The following is a 13,300-nucleotide window of genomic DNA, read 5'->3' as shown; positions in this document are numbered from 1 at the left end:
TTATTCAAAAAGATGATTCAAAATATCGGTTTCCACCAAGTTTGGCAAGGTTACCTTTAAGTTGGGTGTTCTTTTCATTTCCCGTTTAATCGCAAAAAGCGCTTCTTCATTTCTAGCCCAACTTCTTCGCGAAATACCGTTGTTCACATCATAGAACAGCATGTTTTTTAAACGGCTGGAAGCTTCCTCCGAACCATCCAGAACCAGCCCAAAGCCTCCATTTATAACCTCACCCCATCCAACACCTCCGCCATTATGTATAGAAACCCAAGTTGCCCCTCTAAAACTATCGCCAATCACATTATGAATAGCCATATCCGCGGTAAACTTACTTCCGTCATAAATATTGCTGGTCTCCCTAAAGGGAGAATCGGTTCCACTAACGTCGTGATGATCTCTTCCCAAAACTATGGGAGCTGTAATTTTCCCTGAGGCAATTGCATTATTAAACGCATTTGCAATTTTGGATCGACCCTCGGCATCTGCATATAAAATCCTAGCTTGTGAACCTACCACCAATTTATTCTGCCCAGCTTCCTCAATCCATTTTATATTGTCTTGCATCTGTTGCTGAATTTCCTGAGGAGCGTTTTCCTTTATATCGCTCATAATGGAAAGAGCAATGGCATCGGTCTTTTCCAAGTCTGTTGGATTTCCAGAAGTACAAACCCATCTGAACGGCCCAAAACCATAATCAAAACACATGGGCCCAAGTATATCCTGCACATAGGATGGGTATCTAAAATCTATTTGATTGGTGGCCATAACATCACCGCCAGCCCTAGACACTTCCAGTAAAAAGGCATTGCCATAATCAAAAAAATAGGTGCCCCGAGCAGTATGATTGTTTATCGCATTTATTTGTCTCCTAAGTGATTCCTGAACTTTTTCCTTAAAGGCAGATGGATTTTCAGCCATCATCGTATTTGCTTCTTCAAATAAAAGCCCAACGGGATAATACCCTCCTGCCCATGGATTATGCAAGGAAGTCTGATCAGAACCTAAATGAATAAAAATGTTCTCCTCGTAAAATCGTTCCCAAACCTCAACCACATTTCCAATATAAGCTAAGGAAACCACTTCATTGTCCGCTATGGCTTTCTTGGTTCGTGATACCAAATCGGGAATAGTCTCCCACACCTCATCAACCCACCCCTGTTGGTGTCTTTTAAGGGCAGCTTCGGGATTAACCTCTGCACACACCGTTATGCATTCTGCAATGTTCCCAGCCTTGGGCTGCGCACCGCTCATTCCACCTAAACCAGCAGTTAAAAATACCTTTCCGTTAGGGGAATCTCCATGGTCCAATACTTTTCTAAAGGCATTCATTACGGTAATTGCGGTACCGTGCACAATGCCTTGAGGTCCAATGTACATATAAGAGCCAGCTGTCATTTGTCCATACTGCGTAACTCCCAAGGCATTGAATTTTTCCCAGTCATCAGGTTGCGAATAATTGGGAATCATCATCCCGTTAGTAACAACAACCCTTGGCGCACTAGGAGATGAAGGAAACAAACCCATCGGATGTCCAGAATACATATGTAAGGTTTGTTCTTCCGTCATTTCAGCCAAATACTTCAATGTCAAAAGATATTGCGCCCAATTTTGAAACACAGCTCCATTACCTCCGTAGGTAATCAATTCTTCGGGATGTTGAGCCACAGCTGGGTCCAAATTGTTTTGAATCATGAGCATAATGGCTGCAGCTTGCTTTGATTTTGCAGGATATTCATCAATAGGACGAGCATATATATCATATTTGGGTTTAAACCGATACATATAAATCCGTCCATAAGTCTGTAGTTCCGAAGCAAATTCCTTAGCTAGCTCGGCGTGCCATTCTTTTGGGAAATAGCGCAAGGCATTTCTTATGGCCAGCTTTTTTTCCTCAACGGAAAGAATATCCTTGCGTTTGGGAGCAGGATTACCCCCTTTGGGATATGCTCGAAGTGGTGGAAGTTGCTTTGGAATTCCCTGTAGTACTTGTGATTTAAAATCTTTAGACTCCATATTACTTGCTTTCAAATACCAGTTGCCCCTTTTTCCAAACCGTAGAGGGTTTCAACTGTCCTTGATGATAGGTGATTTCTTGATAGTTATTTGCGGGAAAGGTTATAAAATCAGCCATACAATTTGGGGCAAGAACACCCCTGTCTTTTAAGTTTAGAGCGGCACTGGCTCTACATGTGATTCCAGCCAAAACTTCGGCATTGGAGAGTTTTTCGAAAGCACCCAGAACACTAGCTTGAGTAAGTAAGTCTCCCATGGGTGCCGAACCAGGATTATGATCGCTTGCAATGGCTAAAGCGCCACCCGCATCCAATAGCTTCCGAGCTGGTGTAAACTCACATCCCAAACCAAGGGAAGCTCCGGGTAAAGCGGTTGCAATCACATCACTTTTAGCGAGCAAACTGATTTCCTTCTCCGTACTAGCTTCCAGATGATCAGCACTGATGGCATTGAATTTTACGGCAACTTCACTTCCACCAGGATTGAACTGATCGGCATGTACAGTAATATCAAATCCAAACTTAAGCGCCTCCTGAAAATAGGTTTCAACTTCTGCAGGAGTAAAAGCACTTTCCTCAACAAAGGCATCTACCCTATTGGCTAAATTTTCCGACTTCAAAACAGGAAATAGTTTTGAGATTATTTCATCCAGATAGCTCCCACTTCCATTCCAATCCTTAGGTTTAATGTGAGCAGCCAAACAGGTAGGAATTAAATCGATTTCCAATGAATCATTGGTATTTTGAATAGCGCGAAGCATTTTAATTTCCTCCTGAACCGAGAGACCATACCCACTTTTCACCTCGAGGGTCGTAGTACCGTTTTGCAAGTGTATTTGTGCTCTATCCTTGATTCCCTCTTCCAATTCTGATTGACTCGCTTTCCGCGTTTGGGTTACGGTATCCCAAATTCCACCACCAGCTTTGGCTATTTCCAGGTAGGATACACCTGCGTTGCGAAGTGCGTAATCCCTAGCTCTGGTTCCTCCGAAACAAATATGGGTATGGGCGTCAACAAATCCCGGTACACATACTTGCTCGCCTGCCATCTTACGTATTTGACCTGCTTCTTGTATTAAATCTTCAAAGATGCCTGTCTTTACAATCTTACCTTCCGAAACCAGAATTCCCCCATTTTTTATAATAGGCAGTTGGCTATCATTCAGGGCTCCTTTCAAGGGCAATCCGGACATGGGAAGAAGTTGTACAAAAGGACCTATTAATACGTTCTGATTCATTTCAGTAGTTTTCAAATTCTTCTTGATGAGGGGTGTTCCATATCAACCCTTTAGATTTCATAACCTCTTCTACCAAACCAATGATTTCACCCTCTTGAATCATCTGTATTCCCTTTTCAATATCTTCAGAAAATACCCGGTCGTTTTCAGCAAAAGGTACTTTGGTTCGTATGAATTTATGTATTTCATCTAGAACAACCCCAGATTTAAGGGGCTTTCTAAATTCAAAAGCTTGAGCCGCTGTCAATAATTCAATGGCAAGAATCTTTTCTACGTTCTCAATGATGCGCAACGCTTTTCTCCCACTTATAGAACCCATGCTCACATGATCTTCTTGTCCTAAAGAAGTTGGAATACTATCTGCACTGGCTGGAAAACATAAGGTCTTGTTTTCACTGGCCAGAGCGGCAGATGTATATTGCAGAATCATGTAACCGGAGTTTATACCCGTATCCTGCATCAACAGTTTGGGAACACCAGGACTGTTTCCCTCAAGAGCCAGATATATTCTACGGTCAGATATGTTTCCTAATTCGGAGGAAGCCAAAGCTGCATAATCCAAGGCCATGGCCAAAGGTTGACCGTGAAAATTGCCACCACTGATGGCAAGGCCGTCATCAATTATTACAGGGTTATCCGTGACCGAATTAAGCTCGGTTTCCAAAAGTTCTTTTAGATGAAGCCAAGCATTTCTCGAAGCGCCATGAACTTGTGGTATGCATCGCAAAGAATAAGGGTCTTGCACCCGTTCACAATCAATATGGTCTTCCAGAATTTCGGAACCCTGCAATAAGGTACGTATCCTTCCTGCTACATGCTGATTTCCTTTAAAAGGACGTACATCATGTAGTTTTTCATGAAACGGTTTCATTGAACCTTGTAGCCCTTCTAACATCATAGCTCCAATAATATCTGCATGCCTCAATGCATATTGCATTTTTTGTACCACCAAAACTCCATGTGCCGCTATGAACTGCGTACCATTAATTAGTGCCAATCCTTCTTTTGGACCAAGTTCCAATGGTACTAGTTTAGTTTCTGCAAACAGCTGCTGGGTAGAAATTTTTTTGCCTTGATATTCTACTTTGCCCAGTCCAATCAATGGTAAAAATAAATGGGATAGCGGAGCTAAATCTCCCGAAGCACCTACAGAACCTTGTGATGGAACTATAGGAATCGCATCATTTTCCAAATGCCACAACATACGCTTCAGTGTTGTTTCTTGTATTCCAGAATATCCTTTGGACAAGGCATGGATTTTAAGAATCAACATGATTTTGGCCAACATTTTGGAAATAGGCTCTCCTACTCCAACACTATGGCTTTGTAGTATGTTGGATTGAAGAATTCTAGTATCCTCTTTTGAAATTCTGGTGTTACAAAGGGGACCAAATCCAGTATTGATACCGTAGACGATATCTCCTTTATCCACGATATCACCCACTATTTTTGCACTTTTCCTAACTTTTTCCAAACATGATTTAGAGAATTCAGCTTTTACGACACCTTTAGCAATATCTATAGCAATGCTTGCTGTCAGATGGTCTTCGCCATATAAAAATGTATGGGAATGTTTACGCATACAAACTTTTTAATGATTAAAGATACCATGATATTTTAATAATTATAAATACTTATTTTTGATTAATTAATAACTATGAATTATCAAATAGAGTTAAGACATTACATCTACTTTCTTGCAGTTGCTGAGGAACTGCACTTTAGGAAAGCGGCTGAAAAACTATTCATATCCCAACCTGGATTAAGCACCCAAATCAAACAATTGGAAAACTTATTGGAAACCCCGCTCTTTTTGCGCAATAAGAAAAAGGTACAATTGACACCTGCGGGTGTTTATTTGAAAGGTGAAGTAGAATTTATTTTGAATCACTTAAACCAAGCCCAAAAACAGCTCATGCTTATTGGAAAGGGTCATTTGGGTGAAGTACGAATAGGCTTTTTGGGGTCAGCAATGCAAAACGTGGTTCCCAATTTACTATTGGACCTAAAACGTGAATTTCCACAAGTGCACACTAGTCTAGAAGAACTTTCAAACCGTGCGCAATTACATGCTATTCAACATGACCTTCTTGATTTGGGTTTTGTGCGTTTATCGCGGGTTCCTAAGGGTCTTCACATTAAACCTGTATACGAGGATACATTTTCCTTGGTGCTCCCTGAGGACCATCCTTTGGAAGAACACACATTTAAAAGCATTTCACAGTTGGCACAAGAAGATTTTATCCTGTTTTCCAAAGATTATAGCCCATTATATTACAATACCGTAATTAGTATCTGCGAAGATGGTGGATTCAGACCAAAGGTATCTCATAAGTCCGTACACGCCCAGACCATTTTCAAATTGGTAGAGAACAAACTGGGGATTGCCATAGTTCCTACGGCCTTACAAATTGGATTTCAAATGAGAGTTAAGTTTATTGAACTCAAAAAAATTGAGCAACGAGCTACACTATCCATGATATGGAAGGAAGACAATAGAAATCCTGTTCTACAAAACTGTATAAAACTATTGTTCGATTAAGAAAAAGCAGGCCATAAGCCGGATTCTGTCGAGCCTTATCATTTATCTAGACTTTGAATTACTTCAAAGTTCAAACCGCCTACCCTCCAATTTGGACGTGCTACCCTCAAACACTGGTTTACATGGCGTTGCACCACATAGAGTTTACCTGATTTCACTACAGCCGAACTGTACTTGCTTTCTGTTGCACTGGTCCTCGTTTTTCAACGGACGGATGTTATCCGCTATGTTGCACTATGGTGTCCGGACTTTCCTCTTCAATCCAAAGGATTGCAGCGATAAGGTGGCCTGCTGCGCAAAGGTAACTCAATTGTTAATAAAAAATAATTTGTGGTGGTCTTCAAAAAGGGCTTTGCGATTCGCTATTTTTATATTTGTGAATAAGTAAATCTATTGGAATTGGAGCCCTTTGTAGTATCAGCTAGAAAATACCGCCCACAGACATTCAAAGATGTAGTGGGGCAACAGGCTATTACCAATACCCTGCTCAATGCCATTGAAAGCAACCATTTAGCGCAGGCTCTTTTGTTCTGCGGACCAAGGGGTGTGGGCAAGACTACTTGTGCTCGCATCTTGGCCAAAAAGATAAATCAAGATGGGACGGAACGGGAAGATGAAGATTTTGCCTTTAATATTTTTGAGTTGGATGCCGCATCCAACAATTCAGTAGATGATATCCGTAGTCTTATTGACCAAGTTCGGATTCCTCCGCAGGTTGGCAAATACAAAGTCTATATTATTGACGAGGTTCATATGTTGTCCCAATCCGCTTTCAATGCATTTTTAAAGACTCTAGAGGAACCGCCAAAACATGCCATATTTATTTTGGCCACTACGGAAAAGCACAAAATCATTCCCACAATTCTTTCTCGTTGCCAAATTTTCGATTTTAAACGAATCACCGTAAAAGATGCAGCGGATTATTTGAAATATATCGCCGAACAACAAGGCATTGAAGCTGAGGAAAGTGCTCTACATATAATTGCGCAAAAAGCCGATGGCGCCATGCGGGATGCGCTTTCCATTTTTGATAGAGTCGTAAGTTTTTCAGGTAAAAAATTAACCCGAAAAGCGGTTACCGAAAACTTGAACGTTCTAGATTACGACACTTATTTTTCCACTACCCAACTAATTCTTGAAAATAATATTCCTGAGCTTCTGGTATTGTTCAATAAAACACTTTCTCTTGGGTTTGATGGCCATCATTTCATAACCGGTCTAGCTTCACATTTTAGAGATCTTATGGTGTGCCAACATACTGAAACATTAGCACTTTTAGAAGTTGGGGAAGATGTAAAAGAACAATACAAAAATCAGTCCGCAGCGTCAGCTAGAGAGTTTTTGTTACAAGCCTTGGATTTGGCCAATGAATGTGACTTAAAATACAAAACCAGCAAAAATCAGCGCTTGTTGGTTGAACTCACCTTAATGAAATTAGCCTCCATCACTTTTGATGGTGAAAAAAAAAACGCTGATTTCATAATACCCGCTTCACATTTTAAGCATATTCCGGCCAGTGAGCTTTCCAAAGCTACATTAAAACCCACTGAAACTGATAGCGCTAACACAGAACAAATTCCTCAAAAAGAAAAAGAAGAGGTCATACCTATTCCCAAACCGCCGCCTGTAAAAAAAATAGAATTAAAAGCAAATACGAATCGGGTTTCTGGATTGTCGCTATCAAGTATTAAAACCAAAAAAGAACATACCAATACAAAGAATCCAAATGTACCAGAAGAAGATTTGCCTCAAAATTCTTTTACGGAAGAGGAAATGCAAAATGAATGGGAGGTTTACGTTAAAAAAATCGAAGGTAAGGGAAGAAAAATATTGGCCAGTAATCTTCAGACTGACATTCCCAAACTAAAAGATAAAAATACCATTTGGATTGAACTTCCTAACCACACTATGAAAAAGGAAGTAGAACGGGAACAAGGTCCTCTTTTGAATCATCTAAAACAACAGTTAGCCAACCATTCCATTACCCTTCATATTACTGTGAATGAAGAGGTAGCAAAGAAATATGCCTTTACTCCGGAAGAGAAATACCAGAAATTGAAGGAGAAAAACCCAGCCATTGACTTATTGCGAAAAGAATTTGATTTGGATTTTTAGAACACTCTTCACTTCGAGTGGTTTTGGCAAAGCCAAAATTGCATCTAGAAGTAAATCTCAGTATATAATCCCAGTTCTCGATATATTTCCTTCGCACAAGTGCTTCAGAAATACTCGAACTGACGGCGAATCCTCCTCTCATTTCGAACCGACCAAAGGGAGCATAAGAAATCCTATCGGAAAGAGATTTCTCGCTTTGCTCGAAATGACATTGCAATTGAGAAAAAACTTTACGAATCCTGTTATCTTTGCTTTTCAAAATGACTCCTTATGCTAGGCCTTAAACTCCCTACCGACCCAAGATGGGTTAACATTGTAGAAAAGAATATTGAAGAGATTTTGACAGATCATGCGTATTGCGAGCAGAAAGCTGCAAGTACAGCAATATCACTTATCATTGGGTTTCCGGAAAAATCAGAATTGGTAAAAGAAATGACCTCTCTGGCCAGGGAAGAGATGGGACATTTTAATATGGTGCATGATAAGATTCTGAAACGAGGTTGGGTCTTGGGAAGGGAACGAAAGGATGAGTATGTCATTGAGTTGATGAAATTCTTTCCAAAGGGAGGCAGTAGGGAAACACATTTGGTACACAAACTGCTTTATGCTGCCTTAATTGAAGCAAGAAGTTGCGAACGCTTCAGATTACTTTCTGAAGAAATAAATGATTCTGAACTGGCTGAATTCTATAAGAATCTAATGGTCAGTGAAGCAAACCATTATACCATGTTCCTAAAGTTTGCTCGAATGTATGGCAATCGCGAAGAAGTAGACCAAAAATGGCAAGATTTGCTGGAATACGAAGCTACCTTAATGGAAAACCTAGGAAAAAAAGAGACTATGCACGGTTAGTCAGGATTCAAGTTTGTTCTGATAATAATCGTATAAAGCAAATTGAGACCTAAGTTCTGACTCTCCCTCGGTAATTTCCTTATAGGCATTATCCTGTTTATCCGAAAAAATACGCGCTTTCAGATTGTCCTTCCATGATATATTAAAGGTATCCATCAACTCTTGTTGAATATCCTCATCATAAATTGGGCAACCTACTTCTACCCTAAAATCAAGATTTCTGGTCATCCAATCTGCTGAAGAGATATAGATCTTTGGATCACCATCATTGCCAAAGATGAACAACCTTGGATGTTCCAAAAACTTATCCACCACACTAATGGCCTCTATGTTTTCGCTCATACCTTCCACTCCGGGAATTAAACAGCAGACCCCCCTGATTATCAATTGCACTTTTACCCCTGCCCTACTGGCTTCATACAATTTATCCACCATCTTATAGGATGTAAGGCTGTTCATCTTTATTTTGATGAAAGCTTCCTTCCCATCTTGGGCATTTTCTATTTCATTGTCTATCAACTTCATAAAGGTAGACTTGGTATAGTGCGGAGAAACGATTAAATGCCTGTATTTATTGACCTTATAGTTTGTCTCAAAGAATTTGAAAACCTTCGACATTTCCTTTAAAATACCTTCATGAGCGGTAAATAGGGTATAATCTGTATAAATTTTGGCTGTTGATTCATTGAAATTACCCGTACTTATGAATCCATAACGCTTCAAACCTTTAGGTTCTTCTCGCTCTACCAGACATATCTTACTGTGTACTTTTAGTCCGGGAACCCCAAAGATTAGGTTTACCCCTTCTTCTTTGAGCAAATTGGCATACTTAATATTGGCTTGTTCATCAAACCTAGCCTGCAGTTCTATCTGCACCGTAACTTGCTTCCCATTTTTAACTGCATTGATTAAAGCTGATGCTACCTGGCTGTCATTTGCCAAACGATATATGGTAATCTTAATGCTCCTAACTTTAGGGTCAAGGGCTGCTTCCCTTAAAAAAACCGTCAAATATGAGAAAGTATGATAAGGCGTATATATTAAGTAATCCTTTTGCGCTATAAGTTCCAAAAGACTGCCATCCATGCTAAAACCTTTTACGGGCAAAGGTTCTATCTTTTTATACATTAAATCAGTCCGGCCAAGACTAGGGAATCCCATATAATCCCGGCGGTTATGATAACGCCCTCCAGGAATCACACTATCCGTATCAATAATGTTCATTTTGGCCTTTAGGAATTGAAGGGTATCCTTATCAATGCTTTTGTCATACACGAAACGCACAGGGTCGCTTATTTTTCTACCTTCAACACTGGAGGATATTTTTTCAATAAAACTTTTCGTGAGGTCATTGTCGATATCCAGTTCTGCATCCCTCGTAATTTTAATCATATGCGCAGAAATAGATTCATACTCAAACATCGTAAACACACTATCCAAGCAGAAACGAATTAAATCATCAAGGATGATAATATAGTCTTTATCCCCTTCTTTTGGCAGTACCACAAAACGGTCAATTCCTTTGGGAATTTCGATAAGGGCATATCTGTTTTTACCAAGAGATTCGCCATGCTCATTTTTTTTCATGACCATTTTAACCGCCAAATAGGCAGCGGTATCTTTGAGCAGAGGAAATTCGGTAAGGTCGTTCAAGATAATGGTCATCAATTCCTGATTCACCTTTTTGAAAAAATACTCCCGTACAAATTCAGCTTGGCTCTCGTTTATTTCTCCCTCGTGGATGATGAAGATGTTTTCCGCCTTTAACTCTTCTTCAATTTGCTCAAGAATCTTTTGACTTTGTGTTTGTTGTTGAATCACAATCTCTGTGATTTCCTCTAGCAAATCTTTGGCTTTTTCCCCTCCAAGAACGCTTTTCCCTTTTTTACCGGCATCAACAATACGTTTGACCGTGGCGTAGCGAACTTTGAAGAACTCATCTAGGTTATTGCTGAAAATTCCCAAGAAACGAAGCCTATCAATTAACGGTACTTTTTTATCCGCACTTTCTTGAAGCACCCTTGAATTAAAATGCAACCAGCTTATCTCTCTATTTACGTATTCGTTCTTTACTTTGATCATTTATTTCGTAGGTGTTTTGGAAATACTATTTGTTTTGTTCTTCCTTTTGAAATCTTGGACCATTCATCCACATCAAATTCAATTTGGACCAATCCTGCGGTTGGAAGATTTTCAATATAGGTATCTCCCCAAGTATTTGCAAGCGTAGTAAAGGCATAGTTGTGACCAAAAATCATTGGCGTGTCCAAGGTATCTGGTAGACTCTCAATGAAAGCTGCCACACTATTCCCAGAAAAATCATATAATGCATTGGTTACTTGAAATCTTGCCAAATCAAAACCGATTCCCCGTAAGAAAATCATACTGGTGTGAAGTGCCCTGTTTGCTGGACTGGAATATGCAAAATCAATAGAAAAATCCTTGGAAGCCAACTTCTCTGCTACTAAGTGGGCGTCATGGATTCCTCTTTCTTTTAAAGGACGGTCTTTATCGGACACTTCGTAGTCCCATGAAGATTTTCCATGACGCATAAGAACAACCTGCTTCATATTTCTTCTTTTAGGGGGCTAAACGTTCTATCTTCCAGTTAAAATCTTCTTGAAGTGTGTATCGAATACGGTCATGAAGACGATTGGGGCGTCCCTGCCAAAATTCCAAGGAAACAGGACGTACCATATATCCACCCCAGTAGGAGGGTCTTTCCAGTTCTTTACCAGAATATTTTTTCTCGAGCTCGGTCAATTTAGATTCCAAAACCTCTCTTGAAGGGATTACATCGCTCTGAGGAGAGACTATTGCGCCCAATTGGCTTCCCACTGGTCTTGATTCGAAATAGCCGTCAGAAAGGTTTTCTGCAATCTTTTCCACCTTTCCCTTTATAATGATTTGTCTTTCCATATTAGGCCAAAAGAAAGACAAACAAACTTCAGGGTTTTCTTCCATGGCCTTTCCCTTTTCGCTGCTGTAATTGGTATAGAAAATGAACCCCTCAAAAGTATATTTCTTCATCAATACCACTCTACTCTTCGGAAAACCATCCAGTCCGATAGTTGCCAAAGTCATCGCATTAGGCTCCTCCAGGCCATCAGTAGCTTCTACCTCATAAAACCATTTTTGGAACTGTTCCATTGGATTTTCCTTGACGGTTTTTTCCAACAATTCACTCTTTTCATAAGACTTTCGATAATCGCTAAGGTCCTGCTGCATAATTTGCCTTGTTATTCCTTCAAATTTCAGCAAAACTAGGGAGAGAAAAAAGGATTGTAGTGGCTATTTGGGCTTTTACAGTTCGAATGATTTCCCATCGTCTGCCAGCTCTGAATTGGGAAAAATGGTTTGGGCTTCTTCCCTGAACAATTGGATAGAGGGATATCTGGTAGAAAAATGTCCTAAAATAAGCTTTCCGGCGTTGCTCTTTTTGGCCATTTGAGCAGCTTGTTTGGCCGTGGAATGTTTTGTTTTCTCACATAAATGCGCCTCAGATTCCAAAAAAGTAGATTCATGGTAGAGTGTATCCACATCTTTGATAAGTGGAAGGATGTCCTCATTGTATTTAGTGTCACTGCAAAATGCATAACTTTTTGTTTTGGGAGGGTCTCCTGTTAAATCAATATTTGGAATTATTGTACCATCACTCTGAACACCATCAGCTCCATTTTTAATGTTACCGTATTGTGAACGGTCTATTCCCCATTTTTCGGCAGCTTCAATGTTTAATTTCCTTGGAGCTGGTTTTTCTTCAAAAAGAAATCCGTTGGTATAGACTCGATGCTTCAAAGGAATAGTTCTTACACTTACGGTATCATCTTCAAATATCAATTCGGAATCTTTTGAATCCAATTCATGAAAAATCAAAGGATAATTGGTCCACGAGTCCCCTAGCTTTAGAAATAGAGTTATAGCTTCCTTTATTCTTTTGGGGCCATAAACATGTAATGGTTTTTCCCTACCCAAAAGTCGAAAAGTGGAAATAAGGCCAGGCAAACCAAAAAAGTGATCACCATGAAGGTGGGAGATGAAAATATGGTTTATTCTTGAAAACTTAATCCTGTATCGTCGCAACTGGACTTGGGTACCTTCCCCACAATCTATCAAGAACAAATGTCCTTTTATTTCAAGTACTTGGGCTGTTGGGTTGGTAAAGGTCCTAGGGGTGGCTGAGTAGCAACCTAAAATGGTTAACTTCATATACCTAAATCCCGTTCAATCTCTTCCATTTCAATAATATCCTTTGCTTCCTGAATGGTCGGCACAACCGTTATATTATCGGGCAATTCATCAAATGAGATTTTATTGGACACTAAGATGAAAGATTTACCTCCTTGTTTATGTTTCTGAGAAAGTTGTAAAAACTCTAGTATATCACCGGAGGTAAGGCTTTTAAAAGAAAAAAGGTTGACAATGATATTGTCGTGCTCTAATTTCGGGTATGCTTTATTTAAATTATCTAGGAATGTTGAGATTGTAATCTTTTCCTGGAAGACGATGGTCGTTGTCCCTTCTTTATCGAAAATCATGGT

Annotated in this window: 11 protein-coding genes and 1 other RNA gene; 3 read left to right on the top strand and 9 right to left on the bottom strand. The window is 39.8% G+C overall.

What is annotated here, in order from left to right:
• From ACOKFD_RS00475 to hutH, 3 genes are read right to left on the bottom strand one after another with little or no spacing between them, the layout of a single operon-like run.
• Complete coding sequence (locus tag ACOKFD_RS00475) at positions 1-2,013, bottom strand: urocanate hydratase (RefSeq protein ID WP_422859453.1); 2,013 nt, start codon at positions 2,011-2,013, stop codon at positions 1-3.
• Between the two features lies 1 nt (position 2,014).
• Positions 2,015-3,250, bottom strand: a complete 1,236-nt coding sequence (gene hutI, locus ACOKFD_RS00470; RefSeq protein WP_422859452.1) for an imidazolonepropionase — start codon at positions 3,248-3,250, stop codon at positions 2,015-2,017.
• A gap of 1 nt (position 3,251) precedes the next feature.
• Entirely contained in the window at positions 3,252-4,832 is a 1,581-nt protein-coding gene (gene hutH, locus ACOKFD_RS00465) for a histidine ammonia-lyase (protein ID WP_422859451.1), read from the bottom strand.
• Positions 4,833-4,907: 75 nt separating this feature from the next.
• On the opposite strand from hutH, the gene ACOKFD_RS00460 reads away from it, so the two are divergent.
• Complete coding sequence (locus tag ACOKFD_RS00460; RefSeq protein ID WP_422859450.1) at positions 4,908-5,792, top strand: LysR family transcriptional regulator; 885 nt, start codon at positions 4,908-4,910, stop codon at positions 5,790-5,792.
• Here ACOKFD_RS00460 and rnpB read toward each other — a convergent pair.
• An RNA gene (gene rnpB / locus ACOKFD_RS00455) (RNase P RNA component class A) lies at positions 5,792-6,087 on the bottom strand. The two genes, ACOKFD_RS00460 and rnpB, sit on opposite strands and share 1 nt — an antisense overlap.
• 104 nt (positions 6,088-6,191) lie before the next feature.
• Between rnpB and ACOKFD_RS00450 the strand changes: the two genes are divergently transcribed.
• Positions 6,192-7,907 (top strand): DNA polymerase III subunit gamma/tau, encoded by a 1,716-nt coding sequence (locus ACOKFD_RS00450; RefSeq protein ID WP_422859449.1) that lies wholly within the window; start codon positions 6,192-6,194, stop codon positions 7,905-7,907.
• A 270-nt stretch (positions 7,908-8,177) separates the two neighbouring features.
• Positions 8,178-8,759 carry a tRNA-(ms[2]io[6]A)-hydroxylase gene (locus tag ACOKFD_RS00445; protein WP_298997865.1) on the top strand — a complete coding sequence of 194 codons (582 nt, stop codon included), beginning with the start codon at positions 8,178-8,180 and terminating at the stop codon, positions 8,757-8,759.
• Here the strand turns inward: ACOKFD_RS00445 and ppk1 are convergent, their stop codons facing one another.
• The 5 genes from ppk1 to ACOKFD_RS00420 all read right to left on the bottom strand — a co-directional run bounded on the left by ppk1 (position 8,760) and on the right by ACOKFD_RS00420 (position 13,297).
• On the bottom strand, positions 8,760-10,841 hold the full coding sequence (gene ppk1, locus ACOKFD_RS00440; protein WP_422859448.1) for a polyphosphate kinase 1: 2,082 nt from the start codon (positions 10,839-10,841) through the stop codon (positions 8,760-8,762).
• A complete protein-coding gene (locus ACOKFD_RS00435; protein ID WP_422859447.1) occupies positions 10,838-11,329 on the bottom strand; it encodes a SixA phosphatase family protein in 492 nt (163 codons plus the stop codon). Before ACOKFD_RS00435 ends, ppk1 begins: the two co-directional genes overlap by 4 nt.
• Positions 11,330-11,339: 10 nt before the next feature.
• Positions 11,340-11,987 carry a pyridoxamine 5'-phosphate oxidase gene (pdxH, locus tag ACOKFD_RS00430; protein ID WP_422859446.1) on the bottom strand — a complete coding sequence of 216 codons (648 nt, stop codon included), beginning with the start codon at positions 11,985-11,987 and terminating at the stop codon, positions 11,340-11,342.
• A gap of 75 nt (positions 11,988-12,062) precedes the next feature.
• Positions 12,063-12,968: a ribonuclease Z gene (locus ACOKFD_RS00425; RefSeq protein WP_422859445.1), complete on the bottom strand. Its 906-nt coding sequence runs from the start codon at positions 12,966-12,968 to the stop codon at positions 12,063-12,065.
• The gene (locus ACOKFD_RS00420; protein ID WP_422859444.1) at positions 12,965-13,297 is read right to left on the bottom strand and encodes a ribonuclease Z; all 333 of its coding nucleotides are present in this window, start codon (positions 13,295-13,297) and stop codon (positions 12,965-12,967) included. The genes ACOKFD_RS00425 and ACOKFD_RS00420 overlap by 4 nt, the downstream gene beginning before the upstream one ends.
• Positions 13,298-13,300 lie beyond the last annotated feature (3 nt).

It is taken from the genome of Flagellimonas ulvae, from assembly GCF_049333175.1.
Classification (GTDB): Bacteria; Bacteroidota; Bacteroidia; order Flavobacteriales; family Flavobacteriaceae; genus Flagellimonas.
Note: the sequence above shows the minus strand (reverse complement) of the source record. Positions and strands in the feature narration are given on the sequence as shown.